The organism is Camelimonas lactis (assembly GCF_004342915.1).
Taxonomy (GTDB): domain Bacteria; phylum Pseudomonadota; class Alphaproteobacteria; order Rhizobiales; family Beijerinckiaceae; genus Camelimonas; species Camelimonas lactis.
On the sequence record NZ_SLWL01000008.1, the window covers coordinates 36,827 to 59,226 of the forward strand.

At 66.7% G+C, this 22,400-nt stretch carries 21 protein-coding genes; 11 read left to right on the top strand and 10 right to left on the bottom strand.

Features of this window, described 5'->3' with window-relative positions; genetic code table 11:
* Positions 1 to 134: 134 nt before the first annotated feature.
* The 3 genes from EV666_RS10070 (at position 135) to EV666_RS10080 (ending at position 4,116) form a co-directional block, all read left to right on the top strand.
* Entirely contained in the window at positions 135 to 770 is a 636-nt protein-coding gene (locus EV666_RS10070; RefSeq protein ID WP_245514342.1) for a TetR/AcrR family transcriptional regulator, read from the top strand.
* A 75-nt stretch (positions 771 to 845) separates the two neighbouring features.
* Positions 846 to 2,387, top strand: a complete 1,542-nt coding sequence (locus EV666_RS10075; RefSeq protein ID WP_132006987.1) for a long-chain-fatty-acid--CoA ligase — start codon at positions 846 to 848, stop codon at positions 2,385 to 2,387.
* Between the two features lie 205 nt (positions 2,388 to 2,592).
* On the top strand, positions 2,593 to 4,116 hold the full coding sequence (locus tag EV666_RS10080) for a class I adenylate-forming enzyme family protein (protein WP_132006990.1): 1,524 nt from the start codon (positions 2,593 to 2,595) through the stop codon (positions 4,114 to 4,116).
* 57 nt (positions 4,117 to 4,173) lie between these two features.
* On the opposite strand, the gene EV666_RS10085 is transcribed toward EV666_RS10080, so the two are convergent.
* The 3 genes from EV666_RS10085 to EV666_RS10095 form a co-directional block, all read right to left on the bottom strand.
* Positions 4,174 to 4,947, bottom strand: coding sequence for an enoyl-CoA hydratase/isomerase family protein (locus EV666_RS10085; protein ID WP_245514343.1), 774 nt, complete (start codon positions 4,945 to 4,947; stop codon positions 4,174 to 4,176).
* Positions 4,948 to 4,971: 24 nt separating this feature from the next.
* A complete protein-coding gene (locus tag EV666_RS10090; RefSeq protein WP_165909965.1) occupies positions 4,972 to 5,790 on the bottom strand; it encodes a TetR/AcrR family transcriptional regulator in 819 nt (272 codons plus the stop codon).
* Between the two features lie 384 nt (positions 5,791 to 6,174).
* A complete protein-coding gene (locus EV666_RS10095; RefSeq protein WP_132007000.1) occupies positions 6,175 to 7,440 on the bottom strand; it encodes an ABC transporter substrate-binding protein in 1,266 nt (421 codons plus the stop codon).
* 463 nt (positions 7,441 to 7,903) lie between these two features.
* Here EV666_RS10095 and EV666_RS10100 point away from each other — a divergent pair, with 463 nt between their 5' ends.
* The 4 genes from EV666_RS10100 (at position 7,904) to EV666_RS10115 (ending at position 12,013) form a co-directional block, all read left to right on the top strand.
* Positions 7,904 to 8,695, top strand: coding sequence for an enoyl-CoA hydratase/isomerase family protein (locus EV666_RS10100; RefSeq protein WP_132007003.1), 792 nt, complete (start codon positions 7,904 to 7,906; stop codon positions 8,693 to 8,695).
* A gap of 28 nt (positions 8,696 to 8,723) precedes the next feature.
* The gene (locus tag EV666_RS10105; protein WP_132007006.1) at positions 8,724 to 9,509 is read left to right on the top strand and encodes an SDR family NAD(P)-dependent oxidoreductase; all 786 of its coding nucleotides are present in this window, start codon (positions 8,724 to 8,726) and stop codon (positions 9,507 to 9,509) included.
* A gap of 10 nt (positions 9,510 to 9,519) precedes the next feature.
* Positions 9,520 to 10,653: an acyl-CoA dehydrogenase family protein gene (locus EV666_RS10110; protein WP_132007009.1), complete on the top strand. Its 1,134-nt coding sequence runs from the start codon at positions 9,520 to 9,522 to the stop codon at positions 10,651 to 10,653.
* Between the two features lie 124 nt (positions 10,654 to 10,777).
* Entirely contained in the window at positions 10,778 to 12,013 is a 1,236-nt protein-coding gene (locus EV666_RS10115; protein WP_132007012.1) for an ABC transporter substrate-binding protein, read from the top strand.
* Between the two features lie 217 nt (positions 12,014 to 12,230).
* Here EV666_RS10115 and EV666_RS10120 read toward each other — a convergent pair whose 3' ends face one another.
* From EV666_RS10120 to EV666_RS10140, 5 genes are all read right to left on the bottom strand, one after another.
* Positions 12,231 to 12,692 (bottom strand): RES family NAD+ phosphorylase, encoded by a 462-nt coding sequence (locus tag EV666_RS10120; protein WP_132007015.1) that lies wholly within the window; start codon positions 12,690 to 12,692, stop codon positions 12,231 to 12,233.
* Between the two features lie 24 nt (positions 12,693 to 12,716).
* The gene (gene parS, locus EV666_RS10125) at positions 12,717 to 13,151 is read right to left on the bottom strand and encodes a type II RES/Xre toxin-antitoxin system antitoxin (RefSeq protein ID WP_132007018.1); all 435 of its coding nucleotides are present in this window, start codon (positions 13,149 to 13,151) and stop codon (positions 12,717 to 12,719) included.
* Between the two features lie 175 nt (positions 13,152 to 13,326).
* Positions 13,327 to 14,274 (bottom strand): YiiG family protein, encoded by a 948-nt coding sequence (locus EV666_RS10130; protein ID WP_245514344.1) that lies wholly within the window; start codon positions 14,272 to 14,274, stop codon positions 13,327 to 13,329.
* Positions 14,275 to 14,503: 229 nt separating this feature from the next.
* Positions 14,504 to 14,710, bottom strand: a complete 207-nt coding sequence (locus EV666_RS10135) for a hypothetical protein (protein ID WP_132007021.1) — start codon at positions 14,708 to 14,710, stop codon at positions 14,504 to 14,506.
* Between the two features lie 150 nt (positions 14,711 to 14,860).
* Complete coding sequence (locus EV666_RS10140) at positions 14,861 to 15,562, bottom strand: DUF3053 family protein (protein WP_132007024.1); 702 nt, start codon at positions 15,560 to 15,562, stop codon at positions 14,861 to 14,863.
* Between the two features lie 364 nt (positions 15,563 to 15,926).
* Between EV666_RS10140 and EV666_RS10145 the strand changes: the two genes are divergently transcribed.
* From EV666_RS10145 to EV666_RS10160, 4 genes are all read left to right on the top strand, one after another.
* The gene (locus EV666_RS10145; protein WP_165909966.1) at positions 15,927 to 16,370 is read left to right on the top strand and encodes a MarR family winged helix-turn-helix transcriptional regulator; all 444 of its coding nucleotides are present in this window, start codon (positions 15,927 to 15,929) and stop codon (positions 16,368 to 16,370) included.
* A 68-nt stretch (positions 16,371 to 16,438) separates the two neighbouring features.
* Positions 16,439 to 17,578 (top strand): nitronate monooxygenase, encoded by a 1,140-nt coding sequence (locus tag EV666_RS10150; RefSeq protein WP_132007030.1) that lies wholly within the window; start codon positions 16,439 to 16,441, stop codon positions 17,576 to 17,578.
* 341 nt (positions 17,579 to 17,919) lie between these two features.
* A complete protein-coding gene (locus EV666_RS10155) occupies positions 17,920 to 18,951 on the top strand; it encodes an acyl-CoA dehydrogenase family protein (RefSeq protein ID WP_132007033.1) in 1,032 nt (343 codons plus the stop codon).
* Positions 18,948 to 20,138 carry an acyl-CoA dehydrogenase family protein gene (locus EV666_RS10160; protein ID WP_132007036.1) on the top strand — a complete coding sequence of 397 codons (1,191 nt, stop codon included), beginning with the start codon at positions 18,948 to 18,950 and terminating at the stop codon, positions 20,136 to 20,138. Before EV666_RS10155 ends, EV666_RS10160 begins: the two co-directional genes overlap by 4 nt.
* Before the next feature lie 139 nt (positions 20,139 to 20,277).
* Here EV666_RS10160 and EV666_RS10165 read toward each other — a convergent pair whose 3' ends face one another.
* Complete coding sequence (locus EV666_RS10165; protein WP_132007039.1) at positions 20,278 to 21,252, bottom strand: hypothetical protein; 975 nt, start codon at positions 21,250 to 21,252, stop codon at positions 20,278 to 20,280.
* 104 nt (positions 21,253 to 21,356) lie between these two features.
* Positions 21,357 to 22,367 carry a mechanosensitive ion channel family protein gene (locus tag EV666_RS10170; RefSeq protein WP_132007042.1) on the bottom strand — a complete coding sequence of 337 codons (1,011 nt, stop codon included), beginning with the start codon at positions 22,365 to 22,367 and terminating at the stop codon, positions 21,357 to 21,359.
* Positions 22,368 to 22,400 lie beyond the last annotated feature (33 nt).

Here is a 22,400-nt window from a genome sequence, read left to right on the forward strand (position 1 = left end):
CGGGCTTTCCCATTGCAGGAATTTGCCGCATGACTGGCAAACTGGTCATGCCGCATGACGCTGTTTCTGGAGCATGGGGGGCGCCGCCTCCGCATTGAAAACCCGGCGCGTCACGTATTGGGAGGGATGTTCTTTTGACCGGGTCCGCCGCCAATGAAAACGCATCCCCCTGGCTGCCGGTTGAAGACCGGGAGAAGGCGCGCGACCAGAAGATCGAGGCGGTGCAGGACATGGCGCTCACCCTGTTCATCGAGCAGGGCTATCATCACGTCACCATGAACGAGGTGGCCGAGCGGCTGAATGTCACCAAGCCGGCGCTCTACAATTACTTCAGAAGCAAGGAAGACATCCTGTATTCCTGCTGGATGTCCGGCCATGAGCGGTTGCAACAGCGCGTCGGCGCGGAACTGGGCGAAGGCTCCGGTCTTGCCCGCCTGCGCCGGCTGATCCGCATCTACGCGGAAACCATGACAACGACCTACGGCAAGAGCCTGGTGTTGCTCGATGACCGCGACCTGGACGAGATCAACCGGCGCGCGATCCTTGAGCGGAAGCGGAATCTGGATGGCCTGTTCCGGAAACTGATCGCCGACGGCGTCGCCGATGGCTCCATCCGGCCCACGGACCCGCGTATGGCGGCTTTCGCCATCGCCGGCGCCCTGAACTGGATCGGGCACTGGCACCGGGTGGATGGCCCCATGACGCCGGAGAAAATTGCTGAAGACTTTGCCCAGCGGCTGACCGCGGGGCTGGAAAGGGACGACGGATAACTTCAGAATGCCGGCTGGCTCAAAGAAGGGTGAGAAAACACCCGCGCCAGTTTCAGGTCAAAGGGAGGGTTCACGATGAACACGACGCTTGGATTGCGAAAATTTCTTGACGACAATCCCCAGGGCATCGCCACCATCTTTGGCGACCGCCAGCGCACCTGGGCCGAGATCGGCGAGCGGGTGCAACGCTTCGCCGGCGCCCTGCACGGCCTCGGGGTGAAGCACGGCGACCGCGTCGCGGTGATGTCCCAGAACAACGACAAATATTTCGAGGTTTATCTGGCCGTGGCCTGGGCCGGCGCCGTCATCGTGCCGCTCAATGTGCGCTGGAGCCAGGCGGAAAACGAGGACGCCCTGCGCGACTGCCGCGCCAGCCTGCTGCTGGCCGATGACGCCTTCGCCGCCATGGCGCAGGCGCTGTCACAAACGATCGGCGACCTGCCGCTGGTCTATATGGGCGAGCAGTCGGCGCCGGAAGGGTTCGCCGACTATGAGCGCCTGATCGCCGACGCGGCGCCGGTGGACGACGCCATGCGTCAGGGGACCGATCTCGCCGGCATCTTCTACACCGGCGGCACCACCGGCCGCTCCAAGGGCGTGATGCTCAGCCACCACAACCTGATGCTCAACGCCGTCAACTCGCTCGGCGCCAACCTGATGGGGCAGGGCTCGCGTTACATGCACGTGGCGCCGATGTTCCACCTGGGCAATGGCGGCGTCATGTACGCCAACATGCTGCTGGGCGGCTCCAACGTCATGCTGCCGGCCTTCACGCCAGGCGCCGTCGCCGCCGCCATCGACAGATACCGGGTGACGCACATCATGCTGGTGCCCACCATGATCCAGATGCTGGTGGATTCGCCCGACATCGACGGACATGACATCTCGTCGCTGGAGCAGATCATCTATGGGGCGTCGCCGATCAGCGAGGCGTTGCTGGACCGCGCCATGCAGCGCCTGCCCGGCGTCAGGTTCGTTCAGGCCTATGGCATGACGGAGCTGTCGCCCATGTGCACGCTGTTGCGGCCGGAAGATCACCTCGGCGAGAACCGGGCGAAGGGCCGCCACCGCAGCGCCGGCCGCACCGTGGCGACCTGCGAACTGCGCATCGTCGACGAGAACAACAATCCGCTGCCGCGCGGCGAGATCGGCGAGATTATCGTGCGCGGCGATACGGTGATGATGGGTTACTGGGAGCGGCCGGCCGAGACCGCCGCAGCCATCGTCGACGGCTGGATGCACACGGGCGACGGCGGTTACATGGACGCGGACGGCTATGTCTACGTGGTGGACCGCATCAAGGACATGATCATCTCCGGCGGTGAAAACGTTTACTCCATCGAGGTGGAGAACGTGCTCGCCCAGCATCCCGCCGTCGCCCAATGCGCCGTGATCGGCATTCCCAGCGAGCGGTGGGGTGAGCAGGTGCATGCGGTGGTGGTGCTGCGCCCGGGCGCGGACGCCTCGCCGGAGGAGCTGATTGGCTTCTGCCGTGATCGCATCGCCGCCTACAAGTGCCCGCGCAGCGTTGATCTGTCGGCCGAGCCGCTGCCACTGTCGGGCGCGGGCAAGATCCTGAAGCGGACCCTGCGTCAGCGCTACCTGGACGCCGCCTGATATGCGTGGGCGGCGCGCAGGACGATTGCACATGGGCGGGCGCAACGGCGCATGCTTATTCCAGGGCGCGGATGCGATGGCGTTTCGCGCCCTGGCGTGAACCGGGCGGACGGCGCCATGGCGCGAGAAACCGGAGGGGACCTGTCCGCCCGGAAGGCCGGGCGGCTGAACAGGCCGCGCAATAACCAGAAAATGGGGGATTCAAATGCAGCGCGCACTTGGCCGCATGCTTGTCGGCTCATATCTCGAAACAGCGGCGATCCGCTTCCCGGACGCGCTGGCGATTGTCTGCGCCGACACGGGGCGGCGCTTCACCTTCGCCCAGATGGAAGAGCGCGCCAACCGGCTCGCCAACGCCATCGAAGGGCTGGGGCTGCGCAAGGGCGACGTGCTGGCCTTCCTGGTCAGCAATCGCGCCGAGATCATCGATATCTATTTCGCCCTGGCGCGCACCGGCGTCATCGGCATTCCGCTGAATTACCGCCTGGCGGCGCCGGAGATCAAAAGCCTGGCCGAGTCCATGGGCGCCAAGGGCATCATCTATGAGGATCGTTTCGCGGCGCTGGCCGCCCCGACGGCCGCCATCCTGCCCACGGTCATCCGCATTGGCGCGGGTCATGGCGCCGGCGAGCACGATTACCAGGCGCTGACCGACGCGGCCTCCACCGGGCGGATCGAGCGGGATATCCGGGAAGAAGATCCCTATTATTTCAACCTGACCTCCGGCACCACGGGCCTGCCGAAGTCCTATGTGCTGACCCAGTTCAACAACAGCGCCATCGGGCCGATGTTCAATGCCTTCGACATGACGCGCCATGATGTGGTGATGACCGTGTTTCCGGCGTTCGGTCGCGTTGGTCTGGCGTGGATTCTCGGGGCCATCATGTATGGCGTGCCCAACGTCCTGACCAATTTCGCGCCGGAGCGGGCGCTGGAGCTGATGGACAGCGAAGGCGTCACCATTCTGAACCTGGTGCCAACAATGGCGGCCATGCTGCTTCAGGCGCGGGCGGCCGACCGGCCGCGGCCCCGCGCCCTGCGCGCCATCGTCTTCGCCGGCGCCAGCCTGCCGCAGCCCGTGCGCGAGCAGACCCAGGCGCATTTGTGCGAGGACCTGTACGAATATTACGGCATGCAGGAAACTGGCGCCCTGGTCGTCAGCACGCCGGAAGACCGCAAACGCAATCCCGCCTCCCAGGGCAGGCAGACGCTGTTCTCGGAAGTGCGCATCGTCGATGACAGCGGCGCGCCGCTGCCGGCCGGCAGCCATGGCGAGATCATTGGCCGTTCGCCCAACGCGGTCACCGCCTACTTCGGCAACCCGGAGAAAACGGCCGAGACCTTCCGTAATGGCTGGGTGCATACCGGCGACATCGGCTTCATCGACGCTGAGGGTTTTCTCACCATCAGCGGTCGCAAGAAGGAGATGATCGTCACTGGCGGCCAGAACGTCCATTCGGCCGAGGTTGAGGAAATTCTTCTGGCGCACCCGCGGGTGGCGGACGCCGCCGTCTTCGCCTTGCCCGATCCGATGTGGGGGGAGAAGGTCGCCGCCCTGATCGTGCCGGAGGCGGGCGGCGAGGCGAGCGACGCGGAGCTGGAGGCCTGGTGTCGCGAACGGCTGGCCGGGTTCAAGATCCCCCGCGCCATCTTCCGCCAGGCGGAGCCGCTGCCGCGCACGCCCACCGGCAAGGTGCAGAAGTTCCTGCTGGTCGAACGGTTCGCCTGAGCCGGTTGGCGGAGGGGCGGCGCGCCGCCCCTCCGCCAGAGCATTTCCCAATGACGATCAGTACCCTCTGAACGCCGGCGCCCGGCGCTCCCGGAAGGCGGCGACGCCTTCCACGAAGTCCTGGGTGGTGAAGGCGATCGCCTGGGCCTGCGCCTCATGGGCCAGAAATGAGTCGAGCGAACCTTCCTGGCCGGCGCGCATCATGGTCTTGGCGAGGCTGAGCGCCCGGGTGGGGCCCGCGGCCAGCTGGCGCGCCGTGTTCAGGGCTTCTTCCTGCAGCGCCTCCGCCGCGACGACGCGCGACACCATGCCGATCTGCTGCGCCTCTTCCGCCCGCACCACCCGGTTGGTCAGCAGGATGTCGCTGGCCCTTTGGTAACCAATGGCGCGGGGCAGGGTGCGGGCGAGGCCGAGATCCGGCGCCGCGCCGATGCCGACGAAGGCGCAGCGGAACACCGCCTCCGGGCTGGCCAGAACCACGTCGCCCATCATGGCCAGCGCGAACCCGGCGCCGACCGCGGCGCCGTTCACCGCCATGACGATGGGCTTCTGCGCCGCCAGCAGCAGCCGCACCCACAGGTGGAACTCCTCCATGGAGGCCAGCATCTCGGCCGCCGGCCGCACGCCCATGCCGGAGATATCGCCGCCAGCGCAGAACGCCCGGCCCGAGCCGGTGACGAGCAGGCAGCGCAGGTCGGGATTGGTGGTGAACGATCGCGCCGCCCCGGCCAGGCCGTCGGAGATGCCGGCGCTGAGGGCGTTCATCGTTTCCGGCTCGTTGAGTTGCAGGCGCAACACGCCGTCGATCTGCTCGCTGATAACCGCTGTCATGCCGTTTCGCTCCCTTGTCGCCATTTATGGTTGGTGGTCTTCAGGCTTTTTCCGCCCGCGCGCTTCGCGGGGCGCCACGCCGGTTTTGTCGCCGGCTGGCGTCTGCGGTTGTGGCTCCGCGCCGCGCAAACCGTGGGCGACGAATTTCGCATAGGTCCTGACGGCCTGCTGGATGGTTTCGGCGGCGTCGTCGCTGCGCGCCACCTGCTGCGAGTAGACGTAATCGCGGGCTGACATCAGCAGGAACGCCAGCGTATCCAGTTCGCTGGCGTCGTAACCGGGCATCTCGCCAGCGTCATGGGCGCGCCTGAGCGCCTTGCGGTAGCGGGTAAGGATATTGTTGATGTGGCGGTGGTGGCCGTCCGGCGCCGCGACCTGGGCTTCGTGCAGCAGCCGGAAGAACCATGGATGCTTCTGGACGTATTCGAAGAAGCCGAGGAACCCCCGGTACTCCATGTCGATGAAGTCAGGGGCGCCGCGCACCCGTTCCTGGACGAAACCCAGCACCTCCTCGCCCTTCATGGGCAGCAGGGCGTCGAACAGATCCTGCCGGCTGTCGAAATAGGCGTAGAAGGTGCCGTGCCCCAGGCCGGCGCGCTCCATGATGCGGGAAATGGAGGCGTTGGCGTAGCCATATTCGCCAATCACTTCGGCCGCCGCCTGACAGATCGCGGCGCGGGTGCGTTCCGATTTTTCCTGACGGCTGAGGCGGGGTTTGCGCGGCGCCCGCGCCCGCGCGCCAGTGGCGGCGACTGTGGTTGCGGCTGCGGCGGCGGAAGCGCTGCCCGTGGCTGCTGCACGGTCGGCGCCGGAATCTGCCGGCCGTATTCTTGAACGCGCCATAAAGCGGGATCCGTTCCTTTGCGGTGCGGCCGGAACGGCGTTGGGTTGACTCCGTTCACGACCAGGCAGGCAGCCCGGCAATGGACCGCCCGTGATGAAGCTGGCGACGTATGGAGCGCCGGAGCCGTATGCTGGCCGCCGCCGCCGGGTCTGTCCTCTAGAGCAAAACCCCGCCGCACTGAATGGGAATTTCGCTCCCGCCTGCTGAATGGCCTGCTTTGCCGAAGCGGCCCGGGCGTCCGTTCCGCCGGCAAGCCCCGTCATGACGCAGCCATGCGGTCAAACGGGCTGTCGCGCAGGGCGCTGGCCGCGCCGGGAGCGGGACGGCCAGCGCCCTGGAGCATTTGCCACGGGCAAACGCTCCAGGCTTTGCCGGCGGCCGGATTATTGCTTGACCAACGGGCAGGCTCCGTCCGACAGCGGGCGGAAAGCCTGTTCGCCAGGGATTTCGCCGGTGATCTCATAATAGTCCCAAGGGCCTTTCGAGGCTTCCGGGGTCTTCATGCGGGCCAGGTAGACCTTGCGCAGCAGGCGGCCGTCCTCGCGCAGGCGGGCGTTGTCCTGGTAGAAGTCCTTGACGGGATTCCTGCGCATTTCCGCCATGACCTTCGCCGGGTCGGTGGAGCCGACCGCCTGCACGGCCTTCAGGTAGTGGGCCACGGCGCTATAGACGCCGGCGTGCGCCTCGTGCGGCATGCTCTTGTTGCGCGCCATGAAGCGTTCGGAGAACTTGCGCGCCTCCGGGTTCATGTCCCAGTACCAGACCGACGAGAACTGGATGCCCTGGGCCATGGCCGGGCCGAGGCCATGGGCGTCGGTGAGCAGGAAGGCGAGGGCGACCAGTTGCTGGCGGCCATCGGCGCCAAGCCCGAACTCCTTCGCCTGTTTCACGGAATTGGTCAGGTCGCTGACCGCGTTCAGGAACGCCACCGCGTCGGCGCCGGAGTTCTGCGCCTGTAACAGGATCGACGAATAGTCCTGCAGGCCCGGCGGATGGCGCACGGCGCCGACGATGGTTCCGCCGCCCGCTTCCACGACCCTGGTGACGTCGCGCTGCATGGCGTGGCCGAACGCCCAGTCCTGGACGATCAGGAACCACTTCTTCTTGCCTTCAGCGACCAGGCGTTTGGGCAGGGCGTTGGACCACATGTAGCTGTCCTGGCTCCACTGCGCCGTATTGGGCGAGCAGGCCTTGCCGGTAAGGTCGGAGCTGGAGGCGCCGACGTTGATGGAGATCTTCTTGTGGCTTTCGACCAGCTCCTTCACCGCCAGGGCGACGGCGGAGGCGCCGATGTCGGCGATCATGCTGACATTGTCCTGCTCGAACCAGCGGCGCGCGACGCCGGCGCCAATGTCCGCCTTGCTCTGATGGTCGGCGAACACCAGTTCGATCGGCTTGCCGAACATCTTGCCGCCGAAATCTTCAATGGCCATGCGGGCGCCGTCCACCGAGCCGGCGCCGAGGCCCGACGACAGCACGCCGGACATGTCGGTGAGCACGCCGATCTTGAGCGGCGGCATGTCCGGCTGTTTGCCGTCCTGGGCCATGGCGGGCCCGGCCGCCATGGCGGCGCCGGCGATGGTCGCCAGCGCCAGGCGCCGCAGGGCGCCTTTCCCGCGGATGCGTTGCAGTCTCTCACGCATGATCATGTCTGTTCCCCCCTTGATGGTTCCTGCCTTCAGGCGAAGCCATTCGCCTCAAGACAGGTCTGAACGTGTTCGCCTCCGGGCGGACGTTCCTTTGGCAGCCCGCCAGATCCGGATCGTCCGTCCGGCCCGTTATTGTTGTTGTCGCCGGGCGCGGCCCCGCATGCGCCGTTTGGGCGTGGCTGGGGTCGTGGCCAGCGGATGGATTTTTTCAATGTCCCGATGGACATGTCAATTAAAATCGACTAGCGAATCGAAAATCAGATTACGTAGCCGGAGCGCGATGACGATCTCCGGAGCGCGCGGGAGCCAGCACGGCCTTCTGGCGCTGTATCTGTGAAGCCGGCGGACATGCGAAGCCGGTGGACATGCGCCGCGCCGGAGCGCCGGGATGTCCTGGTGGGCCCGTTCCCACCGGGCTTTCGTCCCGGCGCGGCGTGAACGACACAACAGGCAGGAAACGCGAATGAACCAGCAGGATTACAAGGCCATCACCTTCAGCCGGCGCGGCCGGGTGCTGACCCTGACCATGAACCGGCCGGACAGCCTCAACGCCGTCAACGCCGTGCTGCACGAGGAACTGTCGCGGGTGTTCACCGACGCCGCCAAGGATCCCGATTCGGACGTGATCGTGCTCACCGGCGCCGGGCGCGCCTTCTGCGCCGGCGGCGACGTCGACTGGATGCAGGACGCCATCGACAATCCCGACAGCTTCGAAACCACCGTCGCTGAGGCAAAAGCCATCGTGTTTTCGCTGATCGACTGCGAAAAGCCGACCATCGCCCGCATCAACGGCCCGGCTGTCGGCCTCGGCGCGACCATCGCGCTGTTCTGCGACGTCAGCTTCGCGGCCGAAAAGGCCATCATCGCCGATCCGCATGTCTCCATTGGCATGGTGGCGGGCGACGGCGGCGCGGTGATCTGGCCGCAGCTCATCGGCTTTGCCCGCGCCAAGGAATTTCTGCTCACCGGCGATCCCATCGCCGCGCCGCGCGCCGCCGAGATCGGCCTGATCAACCACGCCGTGCCGGCGGAACAGCTCGACGCCGCCGTCGACGCTTTCGCCGACCGGCTGGCGGGCGGCGCCATGAAGGCGATCCGCTGGAGCAAGGTCACCACCAACATCGCCCTGCGCCAGCTCGCTGTCGCCATGATGGACACAGGCCTCGCCTATGAGGCGCTGACCAATGTGAGCGCCGATCACCAGCGGCTTGTCACGGAATTCCGCGAGAAATCCGCCGCGCGCAAAAAAAGCTGAATGTGGGAAACGTCCAGGGAAAACAACAATGTCTGAACTGATGGATTTCAGCGGCAGGACGGCGCTCGTCACCGGCGGCGCCGGGGGCATCGGCATGGCGATCTGCCGGACGCTGGCCGGGCTCGGCGGCGACGTGGTGCTGGCCGACCGCGACGGGGCCCGCCTCGACGCCGCCCTCACCGAACTGAAGGCGCAATTTCCGCAACGCGCCTTTTACGCCGTGGCCGGCGATATCGGCGAGAAGACCGGACCGGACGCCATGGTTGAGGCGGCGCTGGCGCTGGCCGGTGAGATCGACGTGCTGGTCAACAACGCCGGCGTTGGCGAGCCGATCGTCCGCACCATCGACCAGGACATCGACGCCTGGCAGCAGGTGATGGACATCAACCTGCGCGGCACGTTCCTGGTGTCGCGCGCCATCGGCCGGCACATCCTGGCGCGGCGCGGCCGCGGCGCCATCGTCAACATCGCCTCCATCGCCGGCATGATGGGCATTCCCGGCTCCAACGCCTATGCGGTGTCCAAGGCGGCGGTGGTGCATCTCACCCGCTGCCTCGCCAGCGAATGGGCCGGGCGCGGCCTGCGCGTCAACGCCATTTCTCCGGGCTACATCGAAACCGCGCTGGCCTTCGGCATGTTCGAGAAGGTCGGCGTCGAGCGCGCCCAGATCGAGCGCAAGCTGCCGATGCGCCGCATGGGCCACCCGGAAGAAATCGCCAGCGCCGTCGCGTTCCTCGCCTCCGGCGCGGCCTCTTATGTGAACGGCGTCATCCTGCCCGTCGATGGCGGCTGGATGGGCTTCGGCGGTCCCTGAGGAGACAGCGATGACCGATCAGTCCCACCTGACGGCGGAGCACGAAGCGCTGCGCCAGTCCGTCGCCCGTTTCATCGCCCGCGAGATCGCCCCCCATTACAGCCAGTGGGAGCGCGACGGCGCCATGCCGCGCGAGCTGTGGCGCAAGATGGGCGACGCCGGTTTTCTCGGTTGTTGCCTGCCGGAAGCGTGGGGCGGCTCGGGCGCCGGCATTCACCACGCCCTGGTGATTATCGAGGAGTTCGCCCGCGCCTTCATCGCCCTGCCGGGGTTCTACACCCACGCGGAAATCATCGCGCCCTACATCGTCCATTACGGCACGGAAGAGCAGAAGCAGCGCTGGCTGCCCGGCTGCGCCAGCGGCGATGTGGTGCTGTCCATCGCCATGACCGAGCCGGGCGCCGGCAGCGACCTGAAGGGCACGCGCACCATCGCCAGGCCGGACGGCGATGATTTCCTCATCAGCGGTCAGAAAACCTTCATCACCAACGGCCTGCACGCCGATCTCATCATCGTGCTGGCCGGGATCGAGGGCGATCCGCCGGGCAAGAAGACGCTGTTCCTGGTGGAGGCGGACCGTACCGGCTTCAGTCGCGGCCGCGTGCTGGAGAAGCTGGGCCAGAAGGCGCAGGACACGGCGGAGCTGTTCTTCGACAACGTCCGCGTCCCGGCGAGCAACATCCTTGGCGTCCGCGGCGAGGGCCTGCACTATCTGATGGCGCAGCTGGGCCGCGAGCGACTGATGGTCGGCATGACCGCCGTGGCGGGAGCCGAGGCGGCGTTCCGCGAGACCCTGGCCTACACCAACCAGCGCCAGGCCTTCGGCCAGTCGATCAGCCAGTTCCAGCACCTGCGCTTCAAGCTGGCCGAGATGAAGACCGAAGTGACGGTGGCGCGGGCCTTCCTGGAGCAGTGCGTATCGCGCTTCCTTGACGGCGCCCTGCCGCCCGAGCACGCGGCCATGTGCAAATACTGGCTCACCGACGTCGAGGCGAAGGTCCTCGACCAGTGCGTGCAGATGCACGGCGGCTATGGTTTCATGCGGGAGTATCCGGTGGCGCGGGCTTATGCGGATTCACGCGGCCAGCGCATTTATGCCGGGACCAATGAAGTGATGAAGGAAATCATCGCGCGCACGCTCTGAAGGGGCGGCGGTCGTCGCTGCGTGGAGGGAAGCAGCGCAGATGAGCCATGCCGGGATGAAAGGCGCCGTGGCGAACGTTCATCCCGGCGCGGGCAGCTTAGAATTTTACATACGGGGGGAAAACATGAGAACTCTGGCAACAGCTTTCAGCAGAAAACTGACCCACGCGGGCCTTGCCGCGGGTGTGGCCGCTGGCCTGACGCTCGCCATGGCGGCGGGGGCCGGCGCCGCCGAAACGCATGGCGTGACCGACACCGAAATCAAACTCGGCAACACCGCGCCTTATAGCGGCCCGGCCTCGGCCTATGGCACCATCGCCAAAGCGGCGGTCGCCTATTTCGACATGGTCAACGCCCGTGGCGGCGTGCATGGACGCAAGGTGCGCATCATTAGCCTGGACGACGCCTTCACGCCGCCCAAGGCCATCGAGCAGACCCGCAAGCTGGTGGAGGGCGAAGACGTTCTCGCCATCTTCCTGCCCATCGGCACGCCGACCTCCTCGGCCACCCAGGCCTGGCTGAACAGCAAGAAGGTGCCGCAAATCTTTGTGTCGTCCGGCGCGTCGCGCTGGAACCAGCCGAAGAAGTTCCCGTGGACCTTCGCCTGGAACGTCGATTACCCGACGGAAGGGAAAATCTACGCCAAATATATCCTTGAGAACGTCAAGGACCCGAAGATCGGCGTGCTGTACCAGAATGATGACTACGGCAAGGACATCCTGCATGGCCTGCGCGAGGGGCTCGGCGACAGGAAGAACGCCATTGTCGAGGCGATCGCCTACGAGCTCTCCGACGCCACGGTGGATTCGCAGATTTCGCGCCTGCGCAGCGCCGGCGCCAATGTCTTTATCAGCGCCACGACGCCGAAGTTCGCCGCCCAGTCGATCCGCGCCGTTGATGCATTGGGCTGGAAGCCGGTGTTCATCGTGCCGAGCGTTTCCAATTCGGTCGATCCGGTGCTGACCGGCGCCGGTCTGGACAAGTCCGTGGGCATCATCTCCACGTCCTACGTCAAACAGCCGACCGATCCGCAGTGGAAGGACAGCCCGGACTACAAGGCTTGGGAAGCCTTCATGGACAAATACTACCCCTCCGGCGCCAAGAACGACTGGCTGAACCCCTACGCCTACGGCATGGCCTACGCCATGGAGCAGGCGCTGCTGCGCGCCGGCCCCAAGCCGACCCGTGAAAATCTGGTGGCGGCGCTGGAAGGCATCCGCAACATGGAGATTCCCATGCTGCTTCCCGGCGTCACCGCCACCATCACTCCGGATGACCATGGGCCGCTGAAGGCCATGCAGATGATGCGCTTCAACGGCAAGTCATGGGAAGCGATCGGCGAACTGGTGTCGGCGCGATAACCCGGGACAGACCGCGTCGCCATATCCGGCCCCGGAGCGTCGCCGCATCCGGCGCCGGAAGGCGACGCCGATCGCCGCCGCGTCATGCCCGGGCCTGTTCCGGGCATCCACGCGTTGAGGCTGGATTTGTCGCGGGCGGTTTCATCAGCGTTTTTTTGGAGTGTTGTTGTGTGGCATGGACCGGCGCAAGCCCGGCCATGCCGCAGGCAGGCCAGCTTCAAAATAGCCGCACATCGAGAACGAACGGCTCCACCGCCCGGATGCTGATGCGCGTCGCGTCCGGGTGCCGGTGGTTGATGAGCATGTTCATGTCCGGCGCGTCCGCCAGCGGCACGATGGCGGAGGGAACGCACAGCAGCGGCGCCGTCATTTCCCGGCTCCACTGGTCGCCGCGCCGTTGGGTCCAGCTTTCCTGGCGACGCCAGGCTTCGGGCAGGTCGCCGGGCGTCAGGGTTTCGATGGCGAGATCGTCGGGAATGTCGTAGCGCACCATGGCGAGGGCCGGCAGCAGATCCGGGTCTTCGACATGCACCAGCTTCTCCAGCACGCAGAGCGACGGCGAGGTGGCGCAATAGGTGACCGGATGGCCCGCCGTGTTCCAGCGGCCGTCATACAGCTGGCCATAGCCGCCATCGAAGGCGCGGGCATGAATCTCGCCCGACAGGCGCCACAGAATCATCGCTCCACCATGGATGGCCCGCCGTCAGGCGGCCGCGCCCCAGGCGATTTTCGCCAGAACGGTTTCGATCACCCGGGCCCCGGTTTCCGTCTGGGCCACGTCCAGCGGCGTTTCGCCGTCGAGCGCCGCCAGCGGGCGGCGCAGCCAGCGGCTGGCCTTGTCACGGTCACCAAAGGTGTCTTCGGCCAGGGTCTGGATGCGCAGCAGGCGCACCGCCCGGTCGGATTCATCCACTGTCAGCGGCTGCTGGCGGTCGGCGCGATGGCGGCGCGTGCGCTGCGGGATGACGAAGCGCTCAATCTCCTGCTCGGAGATGCCGGCCTGGGCGAGGCCGCGCAACGCCTGCAACGGCAGGCGGCCGCGCACCGCGAGCGCAAGATCGGCCTGGGAGCGCACCTGGCGCCCCAGAACCGGCTGTCCGCCAAGTTTGCGGACGACTTCCTCGATGACCGCTGACATTTCGACCTCTGACGATCCCGCGCCGGCAGGCCATCGAATGGCCGCTCCGGCAACATGCCCATAATTTACTGGCAAATTGCCGGATTTCAAGAGGGCCGCCAGAAAGCAGGGCTGGATCAGGCGCCTGGCGTCGCCGCCTGATCCAGCGGCGATGGCCCCAGACGGTCTGGACCGGCTATTTGGCGAAGCGGGTGGCGTCGCGGGAGGTCGACACCATCATGTTATAGTCGCGCACCAGCCAGTCGAGATCGCGACCCGCGCCCTTGCGGGCGTCGCCCTTCGACTTTTGCAGCTTGTCGCGGAAGGTGCGCAGCTTGCCGAGGAAATCACGCGGGCGCGATTCGAAGACGAAGAACGAACCCGGGTTGGCGGCCGAATAGGCGTCCATCTCCTTCACCGCCGCCGCATAGGCCAGCACGGCGGCCTCGAACGCCGGCATGTCGACCACCGGCCTGTTCTGCGACGGGAACAGGTCCACCGCCTGGCGGGCGCGCAACATGACGTTCGCCACCTGCCAGCGGGCTTTTTTGCCTTCGGTCTGTTCGATCAGCGCCAGTTCCGCCGCGTCGGCCTTCGCCTTTTCCACGGCGAGCAGGGCGTCAACGCGGGCGCGCTCCTTGCGAAAGGCCGCCATGGCGGGGGCGAGACGGGCGTGCAGTTCCTTGCCGCCGGCCATTTTGTCGTCGGTGTAATCCTTGCGGGTGTAATAACCGTCGGCTTCAGTGACCAGCGGCGCCAGGGTTTCATATGCCTTGATGTAATCGGCAATGGCGGCGTCCAGCGCCGGCATGGGCGGCGGCATGGCGATGGCCGCCTTCGCCTTGTCGATCTCGCCGCGCACGTCATACAGCGAGTACAGGCCGTAGATGATGCGCTCCTTGCCGGTGGGGCCGGTGTTCATGTTCACCCAGCTTTCATAGCGGGCGATCGAGTCCGTGGCGCGCATGGTCCGGTTGAGCAGGGCGACATAGGGGTTCAGCCTGGCGATGACCGCCCGGGTCGCCTCCGCGTCGACCGGCGCGGCGGGCGCCGCCGCGGGGGCAGGGGCCGCTGGCGCCTGCGCCAGGGCGGCGGTCGCGCATCCGAGAAAGAGGCCAAGCGTTACAGCGCGCAATCGGTTCACAGTCAGCTCCGTCGATCCGTTCAGATCCGGCCGGCGCCAGCCGCTGCGAACATAAGGGTTGCGCGAGGCTCACGACTCAACCGGGCGCCGACACTTATCATGTAAAGGCCGCATGACGGCTCACATCACCGCCAGCCGGGAAGGCGCCGGCGCGGCCCCGTGGCGCCTGCGCCGGTCTGAAGCGGAAGAGGCGACCAGGCAGCCAGGTTCTGCCCGTTAACCTGCCGGGTTAACCTGCGCGGTCCTGACGACGCTGCTCTTCCTGTTGTTGCAACAGGTCGTCCAGCAGTTTCTGCTGGGTGGCGATGCGCTGGGCGGCCAGTTCTTCATCCGCCGCGCCGGAGAAGGCCGCGGCCTGCTCGGTCAGCGCCGCAAGGTTGCGGCGGGCCAGCGCGATACGCTCCTGAAGCTCAACTGCGGACAAGGTGTCTGGCATGACGCATCTCCCGTTGCCGGTGGCGCGGGCGCCTTGGCCCGCCGCCAGTTGTCGTTTCCAATCAGTCATATGGCGCGCAAGCCCATGACCTGCAACAATATGACCTGGAGACTGGCCGGAACAAAATGGCCGGGCGTTGGGGCGCGCCGGTTACTGTCCCCTGCCGATCCTGTTCAGCGCCTGCACGTCGCCGGCCAGCTTTTGCGAGTCGGCGTTCAGTTTGCCCAGCAGGGCGTTGACCTCTCCGCGGGCGCCGGGATCGCGCGCCTGGAGGGCGCCGCCGCTGAACGTGACCCTGTCCTTGTTGGCCTCCAGATAATCGATGAGCTGAAGGCCATCGCCGATCACGGCGTTGCCGCTGCCGAACAGCTTGCGGGCGGCCGCCACCGGGGTGGTGATCATCTTGTCGAAGGCCTTGTCGTAAACGGTCTTGAGGTCTTCAGGCTGCTTCAGCGCCGCCCGGGCGCCGATGGCCTTCTGCTCCGCCGTGTCCATGGCCGCGCCGGCGGACCTCAGCACGTCGCGCGTTTCCTCCAGCGCCTTGCGGCTGGCCGGCAGATCGTCGAGCTTGCGCAGGGCGGCGTTGTTCATGACCTTGGGAATGGCGGCGAAGGTGGTGTTCAGGCTTTCGTGGAAATTGCTGATGATGTCGAACTGGGCGTTGTAGGTTTCACCCAGCTTCGCCTTTTCTTCATCGTTCAGTTTGGGCAGGCGCACGCCGGCCGGCGTCACCACCCGCTGGTCGAGCAATTGGATGAACGCCTTGCGCTGTTCAGGCTCCCTGTCGCCGCAGGCCGCCAGTAACAGCGGCAGGGCGAGCGCCGCGACAAATGCCCGAAACAATGGACCCATGATCTCAGTTTCCCCACATCAGGACGCGCCGGGGCCGGCGCAGATTCGCAGATAAGCCAGGACGACCGTCCCGCTTAAAGCACCAACCCAGGATGAAAGTCTCCTCTAAAGCATTTGACGCCGGGCAGGCGCCTCCCGGGGCGCCATGAACGCCGACAACCGGCCATGGGCGCGCTGGCAAGCCGGCATGCAGGACGACGACAGGCGATCGCTCCGGTCGCCCGGGCGACCGCGCCGGATCATTCGCTTGGTCTGTTCGTGCGGATAGGCCAGGTTGTCGGCGCACGGGGCGAAATCCACCACGGATGGATGGGTTTGGCGCCGGCCAACCGGCGCGACGCGCGCCATGGCGTGGAGGCGATTTGTGACATCTGGGCCTGAGCCTGACCGGCGCTGGATTCTTCTGACGCGGACCATCGTGGTGCTGCACCGGGTGCTGGAGCGGGTGGCGCAGACGCACGCCCTGACGGTCGCCCAGTACCGTTTTCTCCTGATGCTAAAACGGGGTCCACGGCGGGCGAGCGAGCTGGCCTCGCTCTCCGGCATCGGCCGTCCCACCGCCTCCGTTCTCGTCAACGCCCTGGAAAAGCGCGGGATGGTCGAGCGCTACGCCGATCCTGACGATGGCCGCGCCGAAATGCTGCGCCTCACCTCGCCGGGTCTGGCGGAATATGCGGCCTTTGAACGTGAGCTTGCCGGAGAGCTGGCGGCATATCTTGACATGCCCGACAGCGAGCCGCTGCTCGCCAGCATCGAGGAGCTGGCCCACCTGATTGATCGCAAGCGCCAGCGCCCTGTCGCCGATTGACAGGATTTTCCCCGGTCATATAGTTCGCATAACGAACGGTATCATATGAAATCAGATGCGGAGGAAACATGGCGTCGCAACTGTGCGAGATGCTCGGAATCGAGTTTCCGCTTCTGGCCTTCAGCCATTGCCGGGACGTGGTGGCGGCGGTCAGCCGCGCCGGGGGATTTGGCGTTCTGGGCGCGACGGCGCACACGCCGGAAACGGTCCGCGAGGAATTGAAGTGGATCGACGATCACGTCGACGGCAAACCCTATGGCATCGATGTTCTGGTTCCCGAGAACCTCGCCACCCGGGGGGAGGGCAGCGTTTCGGCCGCCGCGCTGGAGCAGCGTATTCCCGCCGCGCATCGTGAGTTCGCTGGCCACCTGCTGGCCGACGCCGGCGTGACGCTTCCTGATGACGCCAGCAGCCGCTACCGCAACCGCGCCCAGCCGTTCGATCCGGAAACCGCGCTGCGCACGCTGGAGGCGGCCTTCGAGCATCCCATCCGGCTGATCGCCAATGCCCTTGGCGTGCCGCCGCCGGAGATGATCGCCATGGGCCGGAAGCACGGCGTGCCGGTGGCCGCGCTGGCGGGCGCCCGCGAGCACGCGGTGCGGCTGGTCGAGGCGGGCGTCGACATCATCGTGGCGCAGGGCACGGAGGCGGGCGGCCATTGCGGCGAGGTCAGCACGCTCGTGCTGGTGCCGGAGGTGGTTCGCGCGGTGCGGGCCATTCGCGACGTGCCCGTGCTCGCCGCTGGCGGCATCATGACTGGCGAGCAGATGGCCGCCTGCATGGCCATGGGCGCGGCGGGCGCCTGGACAGGCTCGGTGTGGCTGGCGACGCCGGAAAGCGAGACTTCGCCGATCTTCCGCGAGAAAATGGTCGCCGCCCGCAGCCGCGACGCCGTGCGCGTGCGCAGCCGCACCGGCAAGCCGGCCCGCCAGTTGCGCTCCACATGGACGGACGCCTGGGAAAGCAGCCCGGACAGCCCCGGCCCCCTGCCCATGCCGTTCATGAGCCTGGTCAGCGAAAGCGCCCTGCGCGCCGTGGACCGCGCCGCCGAAAACGGCAATGACAAGGCGCGCGACATGGTCACCTATTTTGTCGGACAGGGCGTGGGTCTCATCGAGGATGTGCGCAGCGCCGGCCAGGTCGTGCAGGACTTCAAGGAAGGTTATCTGGAAGCCGTTGAACGCATGAACGCGCTGCTCGACGCGTAGGATATGCTGGCGAAACCGGTTCACCGGAACGTCCCATTGTTCCTGATTTACGGCGTTTCCTTCATAAAAAGCAGGCTCTGCTTTTCCAGGGAATGCCCTGGCGCGGTCCGGCCAGCGGATCTCTGACGGGGCTTCCGCTTCAGCCGCTCCGTCTTCGCCGGGGGCGGGCCTGCTCCGGAAGCCAGCGTTCTCCACGCCGGGCACGCTGGGCGCCGCAGGGGAACTGCCTGACCTTCCGTGCGGGCTGGCGCGAACCAACGATAACAGGCCGGATAAATGGCGCGGCGGCGGGCGCGAAGAAACCGCCGCCCCTGGGAGAGAGACGCTGCATGACGCAGGTAATGACACATGAAGAACGGACCGCCCTGCGCGACAGCGTGCGGCGGCTGCTCGCTGACCGCTGCGCCGAAGCGGACGTGCGGCGGCTCATGGACACCGACACGGGCCATGACGCCGCCCTGTGGCGCGCGCTTGCCGATCTGGGCGTCGCCGGCATGCTGGTTGGCGAGGCGCATGGCGGCTCGGGCCTCGGGCCGGTCGAGCTTGAGCTGGTCATGGAGGAAATCGGCGCCGCGCTGTCGTCGGCGCCAATGATATCGACCGCTATCGCCGCGAAACTGCTTGACGGCGACCGGGCCCGCGCCCTGGCTGCCGGGGAGCTGATTGTCGCTGTCGCCCCCCTGGGAGCATGGGACTGGACCGGCCAGAGCGCGGTTCGCATCAGTAATGGCCGGGCGCAGGGCGTCGCCCGCTTCACGCCGGACGGGCAGATCGCCGATCTGGCGCTGCTGGCGGGTGAAGACGGCGTCTACGCCGTGGAGCGCGCCGCCTTCACCGCCACGCCATTGCCGGTCTTCGACCGCACGCGCCGTCTGGCGGACCTGCATATTGACGGTCCGGTCGAGCGGATTTGCGATGGATCACGGGTGGCCGGCGCGCTGGCCGTCGGGCTGGTGGCCCTGGCTGGCGATCAGGCGGGCGGCGCCCGGCGGGTGCTGGATTTCACCGTGGAATATGCGCGTGAGCGCCGGCAGTTCGGTCGGGCCATCGGCAGTTTCCAGGCGATCAAGCACATGGCCGCCGACCTGCTGCTGGAAGCGGAAAGCGCCACCAGCGCCGCGCGGCACGCGGCGGCGCAGCTTGCGGGCGACGGGGCGGACCGCGAGGTCGCGCTGGCGCTGGCCGGTTTCGCCTGCGCCGACGCCTACGTGCGCTGCGCGAAGGACGGCGTTCAGATGCACGGCGGCATCGCCTTCACTTGGGAACACCCGGCGCACCTGTATCTGCGTCGCGCCCGTTCCGGCGCCCAGCTGTTTGGCGACAGCCGCCACTGGCGCGAACGTTTCATCCAGGCCCTGGAGGCGCGGTCATGACGGACGAAGAACTGAAGGCGGAAGTCACGGCGTGGCTGGCGGCCAACTGGCGCGGCGCGCCGCCGCGCACCGAACGTTTCGGGCGTGATCCGCGCGCCGAATGGCTGGCGAAGGTGCGTGACGCCGGCTGGGCCGCTCCGCGCTGGCCGGCGCAGTGGTATGGCCGCGGCCTCAGCGACGCCCAGGCGCGCATCGTCGAGAACTGCTTTGCCGAAGCCGGCGCGCCGGGAACCGGCCAGGACCGCTCCAACCTGTGGGCCAACACGGCGTTGGCTCACGCGTCCGAAACCTTCAAGCCACAGATCGTGCCGAAGCTGCTGGCGGGTGAGGTGGGCATGTGCCTGCTCTATTCCGAGCCCGGCGCCGGCAGCGACCTGGCCGCCATCCGCACGCGCGCCGACAGGGTGGAGGGCGGCTGGCGCGTCACCGGCCAGAAAGTGTGGACCTCCGGCGCCCATATCGCCGACTACGGCATGCTCATCGCCCGCACCGACTGGAGCGCGCCCAAGCACAAGGGCATCAGCTTCTTCTTCATGCCCATGCGGCAGAAGGGCGTCGACGTGCGCCCGCTGCGGCAGATCACCGATGAAAGCCACTTCAACGAGGTGTTCATCGACGACGCGTTCATCCCCGAGGAAAACCTGCTTGGAAACCTCGGCGGCGGCTGGGGCGTGCTGCAGACCGCGCTGGCCTATGAGCGCTCGGTGATGGGCGACGCGGCGCGCGGCGCCAGATCTGGCGCGAAGGAGGCCCACGGCGACGCCGCCCTGCTGGAACTCGCCCGCGAGGCTGGAAAGCTGTCGGACCCCGTGGTGCGCCAGGACGTGGCCCAGGTCATCGCATGGCGCATGCTCAACAGCCTGAACACCCGCCGGGCCAAGGCTGAGCTGGGGCAGGGCACGTCCTCGTCGATCATGTCGCTGGGCAAGCTGGCCATGAGCCGGATCCTGCACGAGGAGGGGCGGGTGCGCACGGAGCTGCTCGGGCCGGAAAGCCTGTTGCAGGGGCCGGACCATCCGCGCGCCGAGGACGCCAACTTCCTCAGCCTCAACGCTTACTTCACCTCCATCGGCGGCGGCACCGACCAGATCCAGCGCAATATCATTGGCGAGCGCGTGCTGGATCTGCCGCGGGAGCCGGAGGTGGATCGCGACGTGGCGTTCTCGACGGTCATCGCCGGGAGATGAGACGCCGGGGCGGAACGATCCGCCCCCGGGGGTTGTCCGCGGATCGGCGAATGACAGCGCTGGCGAAGGCGGGACCTGCGGCATGGACCGCGGGTCCCGGGGAGGACGGGAAGGCGCTGGTCGCGGCGCCGGCGCCCGTTCACATGTCCCAGGCGATGCGACCGCGCCCGGTCATGGCCGCGGCGGTGTCGGCCGCTTGCCTGATCTGCGCGAAGACCAGCGATCCGGCCATCTCCTGCAAGGCGACAAATTTGGGCAGGATCTCGATTGCCTGACCACCAGGCGCATGGATGACGAACAGGCCGCGCGCCTGCCCCGCTTCGACCATGCGCCGCACGTGACCGCGCGAAACGGTGAAACTGGCGGCGAGGCGCTCGTAAGGGCAGGTGATGATGCGGGAGCCGTTGTCCTGCTCCACGAAGGCGAGCCAGAGCCTGAACATGATCTGGCGACCGGCGACCTGACGCATGAAATAGCTGACGTCCGGCGCGGCGCGGAGCGCGCGGACGCCGCCCAGATACTGGTTGACGGCCCCGGCGGCGAACCGGCCCTGGAAATCCGGATCGGTTTGCAGCAGTGTCAGATAGTCGGCGCCGCTGGACAGCAGCTGGACCGGCGTCAGGGTCGTTCTGGCGTAAAGTCCGGCAAGGTGCTCGCCTTTTGCGGTCGGTTCGAGACGTTTGATGCGCCGGTCTTCGGACACATCCACCTGGCGCCAGTGGCCCATGCGTTTCTTCAGGCCGATGAGGGCCGCCACGCGGCTGGGGCTGGCGAGGCCGGTGCGGGCGGCGAAAACCTGGGCGCGGGTCAGGGTCGCCCCGGAGCGGGGGTTGGCCGGATCGCGCGTCAGATGCATCGCGGACAGGGCGATGCCGATGAGCAGCAATGCTTCCTCACTGGCCACACGCACGCGGTCGGGGGCATTTTCGAGCTTTCTGGTCATCAGCCCGGCGTAAGTCCGCAGTGCGTCCTGAAAGGCCGGATGCGCCCGCAACGTCGCGGCGTCCCGCGCCAGCCAGCCCGGGAGTTCCTGCATCGGAGCGCCATCAGGGGCGCCGGCTGAAGGATCGCGCTCCTCCTCGCGCGGCGTCGCCACGCGGGTGACCTCAGACATGTTTTCCTCCCGCACCCATGAGGACCGCCAGCACAAAAAGTCTCCGCTCCGTGAGTGACGAATTTTGTTTGCCAGAACGGATCTCCGCTTCGCGCGGAGGCATTTCAGTCCTTCGCGATGTAAAGCGTTTGTGACTGGAAGGCGAAATCCGCGCCGTGACCGTGCACGATGTCGATAATGGCGAGGTAGACTTCCTGTTGCGCCGCCAGCCATTCGGCCCAGTCCGTGGTTTTCGTGAAGCAATACACCAGGATGTTCAGCGACGATCCGGCGAATTCTTCAAAATAGACCAGCAGCGTATGGTCATGATCAATCTTGTCGTTGCCTTGCAGCATGGCGCGAATGTCGTTGACGACGGGCTGCACCCGCTGGGCGTCTTCGTAGCGCAGGCTGATCGTGGTCTTGATCCGGCGATTGGTCATCTGCCCCGGATTTTCGACGCTGATCGCCGAGAACACAGCGTTCGGCACATATAACGGGCGATGGTCGAAGGTGATGATCCTGGTGAGGCGCCAGCCAATCTCGACCACGGTGCCCTCGATATTCCGGTCCGGCGACGACACCCAGTCGCCAATGCGGAACGGCCGGTCGAAAAACAGCATGATGCCCGAGAAAATATTGCTCAGCACCTCCTTGCTGGCCATGCCGATGGCGATGCCGCCAATACCGCCAAAGGCCAGCAGGCCCGACAGGCCGATGCCGAAGTGCTCCCCGAAGAGCAGCACGATCAGACACCCCGCCGCCACCTTGAGCGCCCGCGCGACGGCGCGCGCCGAGGTTGGGTCGCTGCCCTTGCTGATCTGGGCGCTGGTCAGCCGGTTGATGAGCTGGAGCAGCTCGCGCAGCCACAGCAGGGCGATCGCCAGCGCGGCGATGATATTGATGGTTTCCTGACTGACATGCAGCCTGGGGTAAAGGGAGAGCGCCAGATAGACTGTCTGGCGTAGCGTCAGCACGATCAGGGTCAGGCCGCCGACGCGGCAGATGTGGGCCAGGACGTTGCGCGACCACGCCCGCTTGCGGCGCATCATCCACCCAAGGGTAAATGTCGCGCCGCCCAGTGCGACAAGCACGACCGCAGCGATGCTGAACTGCGCGATAACCCCGTCCGTCATTCCCCCTCCCATCCCTGCGTCTTCTTCCGGATT